13 protein-coding genes and 1 pseudogene are annotated in these 16,094 nt (G+C 34.6%); 10 read left to right on the top strand and 4 right to left on the bottom strand.

What is annotated here, in order from left to right; genetic code table 11:
* The 4 genes from recA to G508_RS0114790 all read left to right on the top strand — a co-directional run bounded on the left by recA (position 1) and on the right by G508_RS0114790 (position 3,763).
* A complete protein-coding gene (gene recA / locus G508_RS0114805; RefSeq protein ID WP_026706052.1) occupies positions 1-1,005 on the top strand; it encodes a recombinase RecA in 1,005 nt (334 codons plus the stop codon).
* 105 nt (positions 1,006-1,110) lie between these two features.
* Positions 1,111-1,548 carry a membrane lipoprotein lipid attachment site-containing protein gene (locus G508_RS0114800; RefSeq protein ID WP_026706051.1) on the top strand — a complete coding sequence of 146 codons (438 nt, stop codon included), beginning with the start codon at positions 1,111-1,113 and terminating at the stop codon, positions 1,546-1,548.
* 17 nt (positions 1,549-1,565) lie between these two features.
* Positions 1,566-2,114: an RNA polymerase sigma factor gene (locus G508_RS0114795; RefSeq protein ID WP_026706050.1), complete on the top strand. Its 549-nt coding sequence runs from the start codon at positions 1,566-1,568 to the stop codon at positions 2,112-2,114.
* A complete protein-coding gene (locus G508_RS0114790) occupies positions 2,111-3,763 on the top strand; it encodes an outer membrane beta-barrel protein (RefSeq protein ID WP_026706049.1) in 1,653 nt (550 codons plus the stop codon). Before G508_RS0114795 ends, G508_RS0114790 begins: the two co-directional genes overlap by 4 nt.
* A gap of 222 nt (positions 3,764-3,985) precedes the next feature.
* Here G508_RS0114790 and G508_RS0114785 read toward each other — a convergent pair whose 3' ends face one another.
* Positions 3,986-4,726: a lysophospholipid acyltransferase family protein gene (locus G508_RS0114785; protein WP_026706048.1), complete on the bottom strand. Its 741-nt coding sequence runs from the start codon at positions 4,724-4,726 to the stop codon at positions 3,986-3,988.
* A gap of 134 nt (positions 4,727-4,860) precedes the next feature.
* Between G508_RS0114785 and trpS the strand changes: the two are divergent.
* Positions 4,861-5,835 (top strand): annotated as a pseudogene (trpS, locus tag G508_RS19130) (tryptophan--tRNA ligase); the annotation flags it as partial.
* A gap of 344 nt (positions 5,836-6,179) precedes the next feature.
* On the opposite strand, the gene dprA reads toward trpS, so the two are convergent.
* Positions 6,180-7,280 carry a DNA-processing protein DprA gene (dprA, locus tag G508_RS0114775; protein WP_026706047.1) on the bottom strand — a complete coding sequence of 367 codons (1,101 nt, stop codon included), beginning with the start codon at positions 7,278-7,280 and terminating at the stop codon, positions 6,180-6,182.
* A 108-nt stretch (positions 7,281-7,388) separates the two neighbouring features.
* Between dprA and G508_RS0114770 the strand changes: the two genes are divergently transcribed.
* Together G508_RS0114770 and G508_RS0114765 are read left to right on the top strand one after the other, a co-directional pair.
* Positions 7,389-8,321: an HU domain-containing protein gene (locus tag G508_RS0114770; RefSeq protein ID WP_342662973.1), complete on the top strand. Its 933-nt coding sequence runs from the start codon at positions 7,389-7,391 to the stop codon at positions 8,319-8,321.
* A gap of 83 nt (positions 8,322-8,404) precedes the next feature.
* Entirely contained in the window at positions 8,405-8,914 is a 510-nt protein-coding gene (locus tag G508_RS0114765) for an acyl-CoA thioesterase (RefSeq protein ID WP_026706045.1), read from the top strand.
* 51 nt (positions 8,915-8,965) lie between these two features.
* On the opposite strand, the gene G508_RS0114760 is transcribed toward G508_RS0114765, so the two are convergent.
* Both G508_RS0114760 and G508_RS0114755 read right to left on the bottom strand, forming a co-directional pair.
* On the bottom strand, positions 8,966-10,513 hold the full coding sequence (locus G508_RS0114760) for a glycine--tRNA ligase (RefSeq protein ID WP_026706044.1): 1,548 nt from the start codon (positions 10,511-10,513) through the stop codon (positions 8,966-8,968).
* 122 nt (positions 10,514-10,635) lie between these two features.
* Positions 10,636-12,882, bottom strand: a complete 2,247-nt coding sequence (locus tag G508_RS0114755) for a zinc-dependent metalloprotease (protein WP_035694919.1) — start codon at positions 12,880-12,882, stop codon at positions 10,636-10,638.
* A gap of 268 nt (positions 12,883-13,150) precedes the next feature.
* Between G508_RS0114755 and G508_RS0114750 the strand changes: the two genes are divergently transcribed.
* From G508_RS0114750 to G508_RS0114740, 3 genes are all read left to right on the top strand, one after another.
* Positions 13,151-14,080: a bifunctional riboflavin kinase/FAD synthetase gene (locus G508_RS0114750; RefSeq protein ID WP_026706042.1), complete on the top strand. Its 930-nt coding sequence runs from the start codon at positions 13,151-13,153 to the stop codon at positions 14,078-14,080.
* On the top strand, positions 14,080-15,402 hold the full coding sequence (locus G508_RS0114745) for an HTTM domain-containing protein (protein WP_026706041.1): 1,323 nt from the start codon (positions 14,080-14,082) through the stop codon (positions 15,400-15,402). The genes G508_RS0114750 and G508_RS0114745 overlap by 1 nt, the downstream gene beginning before the upstream one ends.
* A 138-nt stretch (positions 15,403-15,540) precedes the next feature.
* A complete protein-coding gene (locus G508_RS0114740) occupies positions 15,541-15,993 on the top strand; it encodes a hypothetical protein (protein WP_026706040.1) in 453 nt (150 codons plus the stop codon).
* Positions 15,994-16,094: the final 101 nt, after the last annotated feature.

Genomic DNA, 16,094 nt, shown 5'->3' with positions numbered 1-16,094 from the left:
ATGAGTTCAGAGAAAGAAGCAAAGTTAAAAGCTTTACAGCTAACACTTGACAAACTAGACAAAACCTACGGAAAAGGTACGGTAATGAAAATGGGAGACAAAGCCATTGAGGAAGTAGAAACTATTTCTTCTGGTTCATTGGGTCTCGATTTAGCCCTTGGCGTAAACGGTTATCCAAAAGGTAGAATTATTGAAATATATGGTCCTGAATCTTCAGGAAAAACAACCTTGACGCTTCATGCGATTGCCGAAGCTCAAAAAGCGGGCGGAATTGCAGCCTTTATTGATGCAGAACATGCTTTCGACAGAAATTATGCAGAAAAATTAGGTGTAGATATAGAAAACCTAATCATTTCTCAACCCGATAATGGAGAACAAGCTTTGGAAATTGCTGAAAACCTTATCCGCTCTGGAGCAATTGACATTGTGGTTATTGACTCGGTAGCAGCATTAACCCCTAAAAGCGAAATTGAAGGTGAAATGGGAGATTCAAAAATGGGTCTTCACGCACGTTTGATGTCACAAGCTTTGAGAAAACTAACAGGAACCATCAGCAAAACGCATTGTACTGTTTTCTTCATCAACCAGTTGAGAGAGAAAATAGGTGTTATGTTCGGAAATCCAGAAACTACAACAGGAGGAAATGCCTTGAAATTTTATGCTTCAGTTCGTTTGGATATCCGTCGTTCATCTCAAATTAAAGATGGCGAAAACGTAATTGGAAACAGAACCAAAGTGAAAGTCGTAAAAAACAAAGTAGCTCCACCTTTTAAAACAGCCGAATTCGACATCATGTATGGCGAAGGGGTTTCGAAAACTGGAGAAATTCTTGATTTAGCAGTAGAATTTGAAATTGTTAAAAAAGCTGGTTCTTGGTTCAGTTATGGCGAAACCAAACTAGGACAAGGTCGTGACGCTGTGAAAGCCTTGATAAAAGACAATCCGGAATTAGCCGAAGAGTTGGAGTTAAAAATTAAAGCTCAAATAAAAGAAAGTAACGCTTAATACTAAAAACATCCGCCAAAACGGATGTTTTTTTTTAGCCTATAACGCAACCAAAGGCACAAAATCACATCTAAAAGAAAATATCTATAAAAAGAAAATATTAAAATGAAAAAGTTTGTATTGCTATTATTGGCAGTGTTTGCAGTTAGTTCTTGCAGTTTGGATGATGGTGGAGAGAATAATTATTATTTTGAAGTTTTACCTGTTGAAAGCTTCGAGATTCCCACAAGTTTTGTTCAAGGACAAAAATATGAAATGAAAATGTTTTACAAATTACCTACGAATTGCCATCAAATAACTGGTTTTTATTATGCAAAAGAAGAAAACACACGAATCGTAGGGATTCAATCAAGAGCATTGTATGCAGATTATTGTCTGCCTCTTGAAACTCAAGAATTAGACAGTTTAAGCTTCAATTTCGAAGTAGGAACTGAGGATTCTTATATTTTTAAATTTTACAAAGGAACGGACGAACAAGGAATCGACACTTTTGAAGAGGTTGAAATTCCCGTTTATCCTTATCAAGCACCAGCTCAATATTAATTAATATCAAATAAACCGTGGGTTTAGAACAACTCATTTCGGATTGCAAGAGAAACGACGCCAAAGCTCAGGAACAATTGTACAAGTTGTTTGCTGCAAAGTTTTTTGGCGTCTGTTTGAAGTATTCGGCTAATTATGCCGAAGCCGAAGACAACTTGCAAGATGGGTTTATCATTATATTCAAAAAAATCGACCAATTCAACTTTAAAGGTTCATTCGAAGGTTGGGCCAAAAGGATAATGGTCAATAATGCACTGCAAAAATACCGAACGGGTGTCCGGTTTCTGGAAATCGTAAACGAAAATATTCCAGAAGAAGAAGACCTAGAAATAGAGGATGAAAACATTTCATTGGATTACCTGATGAGCATCATCCAAGAACTTCCAGATCGTTACAGATTAGTTTTCAACTTATATGTACTTGACGGATATTCCCACAAGGAAATTTCAGAAATGCTCGAAATTACCACAGGAACTACCAAGTCAAATTTAGCACGAGCTAGAATGATTTTGAAAGAAAAGATAGATCTTTACACAGGAAAAAAAATAGTACCATCAGCGAAATGAGCGATAAAAAAAACATAGACCGACTGTTTCAAGAGAAATTCAAGGATTTCGAAGTCGAGCCAAAAGAACACATTTGGGTCAACATTGATGCAGCTTTGAGGGAGAAGAAAGAGCGAAGAATCGTGCCGTTTTGGTTAAAATTATCCGGAATTGCAGCAGGATTAGTGCTGAGTTTCTTTGGGTTGAATTTACTTCTAAATGATTCAACTTCGATTGAAAACAATCAAGTTGTAATAGAAAATGACACACAACCAAAGGATAAAAACAGTCTAACAGCTCCGAAAAATGAATCTGTTGTTGCTACTGAAAAAGCATCAGAAAAAAATACTGTTGACAATAACAGTAATGTTAATCCAGCATCAATCAATCAAAAAACGAACAGCAACGACGACCTTGCAAATCAAAACACAGCTGTTGTAAATCAGGAAAAAAATTCGGCAGCCAAGAAAAACACAACAACTATTTCATCTGAAGAAAATAATGCTGTAGCCAAAACAGGAATCCAAGTTGAAAAATCTGCTACTAAGAAAGGTACTAAAACATTGAATTCATTTGCTATAGAAAATAAAAATAATGCTGTCGCAGATGACAATCAGTCGGTTCAGAAACAAAAAAATCAAATCGGGAAGAATACAAATAACAATCAAAAAACTGCATCATCTCAAGAAAATAATGCAGTTGCAGCTCAAAATAAAAAAGATGTTAATACGAATCAACCTTTAAATTCAAATCAAAAAACCGTTTTAAATGATGAGGATTCGAAAACACAAATAGCCAACAATCAAAAATCGATAGAAGATAAAAACACCATTGGTAAAGAAGATTTTAAAACGATTACCAATAAAAAAGATTCAACTGCTATTGCAAAAGTTGAAGAGCCCAATGCACTGGAGGAATTGCTGAAAAAAAATGAAGAAGAAAAGAAAACGATTGCTGAAACAAAAATAAATAGGTGGCAAATTAGCTCTAATGTCGCCCCTATTTATTTTAATTCGGCTTCAAATGGCTCGCCAATCGACAATCAATTTGCAGAAAACAGCAAGTCTTATGAAAACAATTTAAGCTTTGGAGTTGGAGTGAATTATGCTCTTAACAAAAAACTTTCGGTTAGAACCGGAGTCAATAAATTTACTTTAGGCTACAATACAAATGATGTTGTGTTCTTTGCAGCACTCGATCAGGTTAGTTTTTCAAATGTTGCAAGTTCCAATGCAGGTGCCACGATTCAAGTGATCAGCATGAGGAATACGGCAGAATTGGGCTTTGACAGTGAAATTCAAAACAACAATCAAGGCGTGATGACGCAAAAAATGGGTTATTTTGAAGTCCCAATGGAGATGTCCTATAAGCTAATTGACAAAAAATTTGGAGTCAATTTAATTGGCGGAATTAGCACATTATTTTTAAATGAAAATGAAGTTTCGGTTTCGTCCTCAATGATGTCTGCAAGTTTAGGAAAGGCAAACAACCTGAACGATATCCATTTCAGCACCAATGTTGGGGTTGGTTTCAGATACCGTTTCTGGAAATCATTTGAGGCTAATTTTGAACCAATGTTTAAATATCAAATCAATACCTTCAATAAAGACGCTGGAAACTTCAAGCCTTATTTCATCGGGCTTTACTCTGGTGTCAGTTTTAATTTTTAGTTTTATTTTGTTATTTGTTTTTGGTCTTTGTTATTGTCGGGATAACAAAGTAAAAAGAGTTTGCTTTCGCAAACTCTTTTTTATTGGTCAAAAAAATAATTAAACTGAAAAAGTCATCTCATTAAAAATCATACACGAATTGCACAAATTTCCACCAATTCATTTGTGAAATTTTGTGCAATTCGTGTTAATTAAATGGATCGTTTTTCAAGGAATATTGGGTTATTTCCCAAATTTCAGAAGCTGATGATAGATTACCGTTCGAACGGCATCTTTCACTTCTTTTTTATCATTCAAGGTTTTTCCTTGGGTTGGAATCGCTTTATGGAATTTCACTCGCATGATACCCGGACTACCGCTTAGAAATGTATACGAAAAACGCTCTTTATTATCTGCAAAAGTCAACGGAACAATCGGAATTTGATGTTCTATTGCTAAACGAAAAGCTCCGTCCTTAAATTCGTCTAAAATGATACTTTCATCATCTGGAACGCCTCCTTCTGGAAAAATACAAACACTCAAACCTTGATTCAATCTTTTTTGAGCACGTTCAAAAACCGCCATTCTACTTTTCGAACTGCTTCTGTCAACCAAAATACAAGTTCTTTTATAGAAAAATCCAAAAAGCGGAATCTTTGACAATTCTTTTTTCCCAACAAAAACAAATGGGTGACGCACCATAGCAAGCATCAGCATAATATCCGTCATTGAAGTATGATTGGCCACAAACATATAACTTTTGCCAACAGGCAAAACCTCCTCTCGCTCTACCTTATAATAAAATCCGGTTCCATAAAGGATACATTTGGCCCAAATTCTAGCCATCACAAAAAAGTAGGGATACCATTTTTCCTTCAAAATAGAAATCACCAAAAACGGAAACATAACAATGATAGGGAGTCCCATCATGATGTAGAACCAAATCCGCCAGAGTACCCAAAAAATGATTTTAAAAAATCGCATTGTATCTATTTTATTTGAATTCTTCACAAGGTTTTTTCAAAAGACAGAGCTTCTTGAACTTTTGTTGCCCAAATGTAAGAATTCAATCCATACTTTTTACCAAAACATTTACCTTTGCGAAAATTAAGTTTACAATGGCAAAAATACTAACAGGCATTCAAAGCACGGGAACTCCACATTTAGGTAACCTTTTAGGAGCAATTCTTCCTGCAATTGAATTATCAAACAAACCAGAGAACGAGACGTTCCTTTTTATTGCAGATTTGCATTCGATTACGCAAATCAAAGACGCAACTACTTTAAGACAAAACACTTATAGTACTGCTGCAACTTGGCTTGCTTGTGGAGTTGATATCAATAAGGTTGTTTTTTACCGTCAGTCGGATGTGGCTCAAACGGCCGAATTATCTTGGTATTTAAGTTGTTTCTTCCAATATAAAAGATTAAAATTGGCTCACTCCTTCAAAGATAAAGCTGACAGGTTAGAAGATGTAAATGCTGGATTGTTTACTTATCCGATGCTTATGGCTGCTGACATTTTATTGTATGACGCAGAATTTGTCCCTGTTGGTAAAGACCAATTGCAGCATTTAGAAATTACGCGTGATGTAGCTGAGCGTTTCAACAAACAAATGGGAGAAACTTTTGTATTGCCTGAAGCTATAACTAATGAAAATACCAAGCTAGTTCCAGGAACAAATGGTGGAAAAATGAGCAAATCTGCCAATAATATTATCAATATTTTCCTAGATGATAAGGCTTTGCGTAAGCAAGTAATGTCAATTGAGACAGACAGCACGCCACTTGAAGACCCAAAAGATCCTGATACTTGCAAGATTTTCACTATCTTCAAGCTTCTTGCGACTCAGGAACAACAAGCCGAAATGCTTGAAAAATATAAAAATGTGAACCGTGATTTCGGTTGGGGTCACGCCAAACAGGCTCTTTTTGAATTGATTACAGAAAAATTCAAAACCGAAAGAGAAAAATATAATTACTATATGAATAATCTTGATAAACTTGAGAGAATATTAGATTTAGGAGCTAAAAAGGCAAATATCGTTGCTGATGGCGTCTTAAATAGAGTGCGAGAGAAATTAGGGTATAAAACATCAAAAAAACCTATATTTAGAAAAAATACAAGAGTAATAATTCCAAAGAGAATATCTCCAGAGAGAATTGTTCAAATCACCAATGAATACAAAAATTTTAAAAAACAAGCAGAAATAATAACTGTTAGAAAAGAATCAAAGCCAATCTATAAAATAGCCTTAAAGAGAAATAACAAGACAGAATTTATAGGCAGACCTTTAAGTAACCATCAAAATGCAGAGAAGGCTTTATTTACTTATTTTATAAGAGTAACATATAATAATATTGTTGACCAAAATGAATTAAAATCATTAATTAATATAAAAAAATTGATTGAAGTTTAGGTTAAACTTCAATCAATTTAAATAGCTTCAAACAATTTCCCAGGCAAAGGTCGAATAACACCTTTCAATTCCATATTCAATAAAATTCCAGAGATTTTAAAAATCGGGAAATCACATTGAATTGCAATAATGTCTAGCAGTTCCTTTCCGTTTTTTTGAAGAAAATCATATATCTTTTGTTCATCATTATCTAATGAAACAAACAATTGTTTTTGGATTGCTTTCGGTTTTTCCTCAATATCCCAATTCAGCATATAAATCAAATCTGCTGCAGAAGTAAGCAAGTTTGCCTTTTGGGTTTTAATCAAATTATTACAACCTTGGCTATATTTATCCGTGATTCTTCCGGGAACGGCAAAAACATCGCGGTTATAATCGTTAGCCATATTGGCTGTAATGAGCGAACCTCCTTTATCAGCAGATTCAATCACAATTGTAGCTTCGGACATTCCTGCAACAATGCGATTTCTTCTCACGAAATTTTCCTTATCGGGATTAGATGAACTCCAAAATTCGGTCATAAAACCTCCATTTTCTTCCATCTTGGCGACATATTTTTTATGGGCACTTGGATAAATTTGGTTCAAACCATGAGCCACAACTCCAATTGTTTGAAGGTTATGCTCAATAGACGCTTGATGTGCTACAATATCTACACCATAGGCAAAACCGCTTACAATAATTGGGTCGAGTGGAGCTAAATCGGCGATAAGCTTCTTGCAGAATTCTGTTCCTTGAGGTGTAATCTGTCGAGTACCAACGATGCTAATGATTTTTCGCTTGTTGAGATTGATATTCCCCGAAGTAAACAATAAAACGGGACTATCGATGCAATGTTTTAGTTTTTCAGGATAATGTTCGTCCTTGAAAAATGCAGTATTGATTTTATTTTCAGTAATAAATTTCAATTCTTTTTCTGCCTTTCTGAAAACATCTTCATTCTTTAAATTTTGAATCAAAATAGCTCCTACTCCATCTATGGATGATAGTTGGGAAGGCTTTGCTTTAAAAACATCTTGAGCGTTTCCGATATGGTTGATGAGTTTTTTAGCGACGATATCACCTACCAATTCTACTTTTTGAAGTGCTAATACATAAAATAATTCCTGTTCATCCATGGCAAATAATTGAGGTTCAAATTAAAGACATTTTTTTTAAATTGTTAATAAAATTTGTTGATAAAATTTTGATAGCCTCGGTTAATATCTAACTTTGTTGTCATGAAGATGGAACACTACTTATCACAACTTTTATACCGATACCAATGCGTTACCGTACCTGGTTTCGGAGCTTTTTTGACCGAAATACAATCGGCTCAATGGGATGAAAGTTCAAATGCTTTCTATCCTCCAAAGAAATTGGTGTCATTTAATTCTTATCTAAAGAATAATGACGGTCTTTTGGCCAGCCACATTTCGCAAATGGAAAAAACTTCCTATGAAACTGCCGTTCAGGATATCCAAAAAGAAGTTTCTTTATGGAAAAATGCTTTATTGAACCATCAGCAAATCACTTTACAAAATATCGGTACTGTTTCATTGAACCATGAGGGAAGTTTAGTTTTTGAAGCTTCTAATCAAGTGAATTATCATACCGCAGCTTTTGGATTAACTTCTTTTGTTTCGCCTTTGGTTAAAAGAGAAATCATTCAAAATGATCCAATTGTGGAAGAAAAAGAACCAATTGTTTTAATTCCCGAAACTTCTACTACAAGAAATTATTCTTATCTTAAATATGCCGCAGTTTTTGTGGTTGGAATTGGGATTGCTGGAATTTTTGGAGCTAATTTATATCAAGAAAGAGTTCTAGAAGAAACCAAATTAGTGCAAACGGAAGTTCAAAAAGAAGTGGAAGACAAGATTCAAGAAGCAACTTTTTTTATCGAAAGTCCGCTTCCGAATGTAAAACTTACGGTTAAGGAACAAAAACTTTCTTATCATATAGTTGCTGGTGCTTTTAGAGAAGAAAGCAATGCTCAAAGAATTTATGAGCGTTTGAGCAAGGAAGGTTTCAAATCCAGAAGGCTCGAAAAAAATAAATTCGGACTCTATCCGGTACTTTACGGAAGTTATTCAACTTATGCAGAATCACAAAAAGCGATGGCAGAGATTCACAAAACACAGAATAAAGAAGCTTGGTTGCTGATTAAAGATTTATAAAAAGAAATCCCGATTTGTCTGAATAATTTCAATACAAATCGGGATTTTTCTTTGAAACGTATTTATCTTTGCAAAAAAAACTTATGTCCCCGAAACATCCTTCAGATTCCTTGACGATATTGACAGATTTGGTTTTACCAAGCGAAACTAACCCTTTGAACAATCTTTTTGGCGGCGAATTATTGGCCAGAATGGACCGTGCTGCAAGTATTGCTGCAAGAAGACATTCACGCAGAATTGTGGTTACAGCTTCTGTAAACCACGTGGCTTTTAACCGCGCTATTCCTTTGGGAAGTGTTGTTACAGTTGAAGCAAAAGTTTCAAGAAGCTTTAAAAGCTCAATGGAGATCTATATTGATGTTTGGATTGAAGACCGTGAATCAGGCAATAAAAACAAGGCAAACGAAGCTATTTATACTTTTGTAGCCGTTGATGATACAGGAAGACCAGTTGAAGTAGCTCCAATTGTTCCAGAAACCGAATTGGAGAAAGAGCGTTTCGAAGCTGCCTTGAGAAGAAAACAATTAAGCCTTGTTCTAGCTGGAAAGATGAAACCATCCGAGGCGACAGAACTAAAAGCTTTATTTTTATAGCATAAAAAAACGGAGATTTTAGGTCTCCGTTTTTTATTTCTATTTTTTCGATTATACTTTGGTTTTCATCAACCAGTTTTTCATCGAAACTTCATTTTCTATAATTCCTTTTAATTCGGAAATTGAAACCCTATCTTGTTTCATCGTATCTCTATGACGAATTGTAACAGTTTCATCTTCCAGAGTTTGGTGGTCAACCGTGATACAAAATGGCGTTCCAAGAGCATCCTGACGACGGTAACGACGACCAACGGCATCTTTTTCATCATAGGCCACATTGAAGTCCCATTTCAACTCTTCGATTATTTTTCTTGCAACTTCCGGCAATCCATCTTTTTTAACCAAAGGTAAAACGGCCGCTTTTGTTGGCGCTAAAACTGATGGCAATTGCAAAACTGTTCTTGTTGAACCGTCTTCTAAAGTTTCTTCTTTTAAAGAGTTTGAGAAAACTGCCAAGAACATTCTGTCTAAACCTACTGAAGTTTCCACCACATAAGGCGTGTAGTTTTTATTCTCTTCTGTATCAAAATATTGCATTTTCTTACCAGAGAATTCTTCGTGTGCTTTTAAATCGAAATCAGTACGAGAGTGAATTCCTTCCAATTCTTTAAATCCGAAAGGAAAATTGAATTCGATATCAGCTGCTGCATTTGCATAATGTGCTAATTTTTCGTGGTCGTGAAAACGGTAATTTTCTTTTCCTAAACCAAGAGACAAATGCCAGTTTAAACGCGTGGTTTTCCAGTATTCGTAGTATTTCATTTCTTCGCCTGGCTTTACAAAAAATTGCATTTCCATTTGTTCAAATTCCCGCATACGAAAGATAAATTGTCGTGCAACAATCTCGTTTCTAAAGGCCTTTCCAGTTTGAGCAATTCCAAAAGGAATCTTCATTCTTCCTGATTTTTGAACATTTAGGAAGTTTACAAAAATACCCTGAGCCGTTTCCGGACGAAGGTATAAATCCATTGCGTTTTCTGCGGAAGCCCCTAATTTTGTTCCGAACATCAGGTTAAATTGCTTCACGTCTGTCCAGTTTCTAGAACCTGTTTCTGGGTCGGCAATTTCTAGTTCTTCAATCAACGCTTTTACATCAGCTAAATCTTCGTTTCCAAGAGAACGTGCCATTCTTTCCAAGATTTCTTTTTTCTTAGAAAGGTATTCAACCACTCTGGCATTTGTAGTAACAAATTCCTCAAGATTGAACGCTTCACCGAAACGAACACTTGCTTTTTCTATTTCTTTTTCTGCTTTCTGATTGAGTTTTTCTGCATAATCTTCAATCAAAACATCCGCTCTATATCTTCTTTTAGAATCCTTGTTGTCAATCAACGGGTCGTTGAAAGCGTCAACGTGACCTGAAGCTTTCCAAGTAGTTGGATGCATCAAAATTGCAGCATCAAGACCCACGATATTTTCGTGCATCTGAACCATCGATTTCCACCAATATTCTCGGATGTTCTTTTTTAACTCTACTCCGTTTTGTGCATAGTCATAAACTGCACTCAAACCATCATAAATTTCGCTTGACGGAAAAATATATCCGTATTCCTTTGCATGCGAAACTACATTCTTAAATAAATCTTCTTGTTTTGCCATAGTGGTGCAAAAATATAAAAACGGTTTGTATTTTAACAAAAAAGACTTGAAAAACACCTTACCCTAAATAAAAAAGCCGTCTGAATTGATTTTCAGACGGCTTGATATAATATGAGAAAAGATTAATTGATAATAATCTTTCTAGTTTCCCTTTGATTTCCATCAAAAATGTTCACCAAATAAACTCCAGATTGAACATTGTTCAAGTCTAGATTTTGAGAAAACATTCCTGTATTTGGGTAAGATCTATCAAAAATTTGTCTTCCTTGAATATCATAGATTGCAATTTTTACATCATTAGAAGATGTAGAATTGAATTCGATATTGAAGTTTCCAGTATTTGGATTTGGGTATAATTTGAAATTTTCAAGACTGAAATCCTCACTGCTTAATTCATTGTCAATTGCAAATTGGGTCGAGTTAACGGCTAAAAAGATATTACCAACTGCTTCAATCATAATTCTACAAGTAGATGATGTCACGTTTGGAACAGTAATTAATTGATTCCCGTCATTTGGAGTGTTCGCTGCCAAAGTTATTGGATAGGTTAAACCACCATCAGTAGATAATAGAATATTTACATTAGCTGTATTTATTGGCGAGGCTGTTGTGTTAGCTACATCCCATGTTATATTTTGAGGGATTGAAGTCCATGTTATTCCAGCTGTATTTTGGGAAGTAACCTTAAAAGGACCTGCTACTGAGGTAAAAGTCACTATCATATCATCTCTTGATGTTTGTCCTCCATTTACCAATTGATTATCTCTAACAGTCAGAGCGAAATTCATAGTTCTATTTACATTTGGAATAATTTCCCAGCTTATAGGATTCGTTAAAGAATTACTCAAAATAAACTGTAAAGAAGGCATATATCGATTAGGTGACTCAGAAGGCATTCTCGACCTGAAATTAGGGTTTGCTGTTGTAGTTGATGCACTTGGAAGGGCAACAGTAGCTCCTGAATCTCTCTGTTCCCAGCAGTAAGTCAAAGTAGATTCGTCATCTGTGGCATTCCCTCTTAAAATAAAAGCTGTACCAATTGGAATAGTATAATCTGCTAAAGACTGAATTACGGGTGCCGAATTGCCATTAGTAACCCCTTCAACACAATCACCAGCACCTGTAATGTGTTCCATCATTTGTGCAATACTTACTGCATGAAAATAGTCATCAGAATTATTTTGAACATTTACTGGACAAATTCCGGCATAAGCCATTATTGTAGATCCACTACCTGGTTCCACTGCAAATCCATTTTCCCTATTACCTCCACATGAGTTATTAAACGTATGAGAAGCTCCAAATTGATGTCCAATTTCGTGAGCTACATAATCTATATCAAAAGGATCTCCTACTGGAGCTGAAGAACCAGTAACCCCTCTCGCCTTAAAATTGCCACATACAGATGGAGATTGTGCAAGTCCTCCAGCTCCAGTACTAACAGTATGGCCAATGTCGTAATTCATAAAACCAATTGTGCTGTTTATAACTGATTGACTTTGATTTATTAATGTATTCGCATCACTATTATTAAAATTATCAGTAGTAATAAAAATAATATTTGTATTACTAGCGACCAAAACCATCCTAAGTGACATGTCTATTTCATAAACACTATTTACTCTTGCAACTGTAACATTCATTGCTGCTAAAACCGCTGCTTTTTTCACAGCTTCTGTAGCTGAATTTAATCCTGCCGCATTCACATGATAAGCTGCATATTCAATTGTACAAGCCATTGCCAATCTATAAGTTCTATAAAGTCCATCACTTGCCATAGTTACTGGGCTCGGAACTTCAAACCCTTCAGAATCAGCTGTGTTTGCAACAGTGTCTTCTACATTACATTGAAAGTGCTTGGTAGTAGTCAAACTAGATTTATTATAAACGATATAGTTTTTTAAATCTCTTGTGTGTGTATCAATATAACTAGCTCCTTTGCTAGAAATTGTCATAGCATGCAATCCAAAAATGGTGGTGGTCAAATACATTCTTGCAGTAGGATTATCAATTCCCTGACCTACATACGATTGAATTTCTTGATGTTTCTCCGCCAATTCAGCTTCCATTACAGAAGATTCATAAATGCGAAATTGTTCCAATTCACCTTCTGCATTTGGGAAAGAAATTACCACATTCGACACAGGAGTTATACCTCCAAAGTTTCTAGTTGGTGCTTTTTTTAGTTGGTTTTTAATTCCTTCAAAATCCAATCTAAATAGTTGATATTCACTTGGAATAGAAGTTCTTTCCAATTTATCTGCTTCATTGATTCTTTCATCGGAAATTGTTGTCCAAAAGGAATTTTGAGAATTCCCTAAAGAAAAAGTCAAAATGGCTACTACGGTTACTAGTAATTTTAATTTCATAATTTATTTATTATTTCTTGATTTAGCAAAACTAATAATTTAAAATGTTTAATTCATTTTAGTTCCGTTAAAAACAATATTATTTAACACATTTTCATAAAGTTGTAGGTTTTATTGACTATTTGTCACATAAACATCTCTAAAAAAAAATCATAATGCTATAACTAAATTTTGACCATTTTAGCCTCATTCTTTTAAAAAATACACTATTACATTTCATTTATTGACATCATACCTATAAATTTGCATTACTCTAAAAACCAAAATTTTGAAAATTTTTAATGCTGTACACGATTTCAAAACCCAATCTGGAACAATCGTAACGCTTGGCACTTTTGATGGCGTTCATATTGGTCACAGAAAAATAATTGAACGTCTTGTACAGAATACTGATGAAAATACTGCATCACTCGTACTTACGTTTTTTCCACATCCGAGGATGGTTTTACAAGGTGATTCGGAGATTAAATTACTCAATACAATTGATGAAAAAGCATTCTTATTAGAAAAAATAGGTCTTGAAAATTTAGTAATTCATCCTTTTGATCAAACTTTTTCAAGATTAACTGCCGAAGAATTTGTCAAGAATATTCTAGTTGACATTTTCAAGATAAAAAAGATTATTATTGGTCATGATCATCGTTTTGGACGAAATCGAACCGCCAATATTGATGATCTGATTGTTTTTGGAGAACTATACAATTTTGAAGTCGAACAAATTTCTCCCCAAGAAATCAACGAAGTTTCAGTAAGTTCTACTAAAATCAGAAACGCTCTCATGGAAGGAAATATCCAACGGGCAAACGATTATTTAGGTTATGAATATTTCCTGACGGGAACAATTGAAAAGGGAAAACAGTTGGGCAGAACCATAGGTTTTCCAACCGCTAACCTTGGAATTAAAGAAAACTACAAACTCATTCCGCTAACAGGAGTGTATGTAGTTAAAAGTATAATTGATGGAAAAACCGTTTATGGAATGATGAATATTGGATTCAACCCAACCGTTAGCGGACAAAAACAAACGATTGAAATTCATTATTTTGATTTGGATGAAGATTTATACGAAAAGGAAATCAGAGTTTGCATTTTAAGCAGAATCCGATCGGAACAAAAATTTGAATCGGTTTCGAAATTGCAGAAACAATTAGCAAAGGATAAACATACTTCCTTAGAATTCATCAAAAATAAAAAGTGATGCTAAAAAAGCTTTTTGAACCAATCGACAATGCTCCACTGATTATTTTCAGAATTTTTCTTGGTTTTCTTTTGGCTGCCGAAACTTTTGGGGCAATTGCAACAGGTTGGGTTCGAAAAGTATTAATAGCACCCTATTTTACGTTTTCACACATCGGAATGGACTGGCTTCAGCCGCTTCCTGGATACGGAATGTATTTCTATTTCTTCTTCATGGGAATCGCCGGAATGATGGTCATGCTAGGCTACAAATACCGTTTTTTTATAGGCCTTTTCACGATTTTGTGGACAGGAGTTTATCTGATGCAAAAAACATCCTACAACAACCATTATTACCTCTTGATTCTCGTTTGCCTGATAATGTTTTTTTTGCCCGCCAACAGATATGCCTCCCTAGATGTAAAAAATAATCCCGAAATAAAGCAACATAAGATGCCAAGATGGTGTTCTGTAGTGATGATTTTGCAAATGGCAATCGTTTATTTTTATGCAACAGTTGCCAAATTTTATCCCGGATGGCTGGACGGAAGTTTCACAAAAATAATATTATCCGAAACTGAATTTGATACGTTTGCCGAACTATTCAGTCAACACTGGTTCCATCTTTTTATTGCCTATTCTGGAATTGCTTTCGATATGCTCATCGTTCCACTATTGCTTTGGAAAAGAACAAGAACCCTTGCATTTATAGCAGCCATATCGTTTCATATTTTTAATGCTATCTTTTTACAAATAGGCATTTTCCCATTTTTTGCCTTGAGCTTTACTGTATTTTTCTATCCACCAGAAAAAATTAGAAGTTTGTTCTTCAGAAAAAAAATCCCTATCGAATATGGCGAACCAATCTACGAGAACAAACCTGTTTTAATCTATTTCTTCCTTCCGTTTTTCATCATTCAAACACTTCTTCCAATACGCCACCATTTCATAAAAGGTGATGTTTTATGGACCGAAGAAGGACATCGTTTAAGTTGGAGGATGATGTTGAGGCAACGACAAGGTTATGCAACTTATAAAGTTATCGACAAGAAAACTCAAATGGAAATTCCCTATGATTATCTAAAAAATCTTACTCGAAAACAAAGGAATTTTGCCGCTACAAATCCTGATGGTATCTGGCAAATGTCACAACGAATAAAAAAAGAATTTGCCGAAAAAGGTGTTGATGTAAGCATTTTTGTAATTTCAAAAGTAGCCATAAATCGTGGTGATTCTAGAACATTGATTAATCCAAATGTAGATATGGCTTCGGCCAAATGGGACTATTTTTTTCATAACGATTGGATTTTACTCTATGATTCTCAAGGAAATATCATAAAATAAATTGCCGAAGCATTATCTTAAGATGTATTAAAATTTTATTAAATCCGCAATAAAACAGAGCTTTCAAAAAGATTATTTTGTACTTTTAGTAAATATAAATTTGATTATTTAGTACTAGAAACAAAAAAATTAAACATTATGAAGCTATCAAGAGAATTTGCAAATGGATTTATCATATTTTTAGGAATAGGAATCTATTTTTTAGTGTTAGAATATCTCGGTCTAGCCGATGAATTCTATCTAAGAGTATTAAACCTTTTTATTGTAGCATTTGGAGTGAATCGAACTATCCAGATGAATCATAAAGATGGTATTCGGGGTTACAACCGGCATTTGCTTTCGGCTATTGCTACCTCTATGGTTGGTGCTGTTTTAAGTATTGGTAGTTTATTGGCTTATATTCAATTTCGTGGTGGAGAGAACTATTTAGAACAACTTTCTAAAGGATTTCTTTTTGGCGGAGGAGAACTTACCATTCATTATTATTGCATAGGTTTATTGTTTGAATCCATAGCTTCCTCAATTATTATTTCGTTTTGTTTGATGCAATGGTGGAAAGACAAAATTGAAGTCATCAATAAAGTAGATTAATTAAAATTGCAATCTGTCAAGGGTTTATAACCAGAAAATTTTTCTGTTTATAAACCCTTTTTTTTATAGAATGATTCTGAATTTAAACTTTAAATAAAGAA

The sequence above is a fragment of the Flavobacterium soli DSM 19725 genome, assembly GCF_000422705.1.
In the GTDB taxonomy this organism is placed as follows: domain Bacteria; phylum Bacteroidota; class Bacteroidia; order Flavobacteriales; family Flavobacteriaceae; genus Flavobacterium; species Flavobacterium soli.
Note: the sequence above shows the minus strand (reverse complement) of the source record. Positions and strands in the feature narration are given on the sequence as shown.

Coding starts and splice junctions, on each gene's coding strand:
- dprA (WP_026706047.1), bottom strand. CDS start 7,280: ATGGATGAACAGGAATTATTTTATGTATTAGCACTTCAAAAAGTAGAA.
- G508_RS0114785 (WP_026706048.1), bottom strand. CDS start 4,726: ATGCGATTTTTTAAAATCATTTTTTGGGTACTCTGGCGGATTTGGTTC.
- G508_RS0114745 (WP_026706041.1), top strand. CDS start 14,080: ATGCTAAAAAAGCTTTTTGAACCAATCGACAATGCTCCACTGATTATT.
- recA (WP_026706052.1), top strand. CDS start 1: ATGAGTTCAGAGAAAGAAGCAAAGTTAAAAGCTTTACAGCTAACACTT.
- G508_RS0114765 (WP_026706045.1), top strand. CDS start 8,405: ATGTCCCCGAAACATCCTTCAGATTCCTTGACGATATTGACAGATTTG.
- G508_RS0114755 (WP_035694919.1), bottom strand. CDS start 12,882: ATGAAATTAAAATTACTAGTAACCGTAGTAGCCATTTTGACTTTTTCT.
- G508_RS0114740 (WP_026706040.1), top strand. CDS start 15,541: ATGAAGCTATCAAGAGAATTTGCAAATGGATTTATCATATTTTTAGGA.
- G508_RS0114770 (WP_342662973.1), top strand. CDS start 7,389: ATGGAACACTACTTATCACAACTTTTATACCGATACCAATGCGTTACC.
- G508_RS0114800 (WP_026706051.1), top strand. CDS start 1,111: ATGAAAAAGTTTGTATTGCTATTATTGGCAGTGTTTGCAGTTAGTTCT.
- G508_RS0114760 (WP_026706044.1), bottom strand. CDS start 10,513: ATGGCAAAACAAGAAGATTTATTTAAGAATGTAGTTTCGCATGCAAAG.
- G508_RS0114790 (WP_026706049.1), top strand. CDS start 2,111: ATGAGCGATAAAAAAAACATAGACCGACTGTTTCAAGAGAAATTCAAG.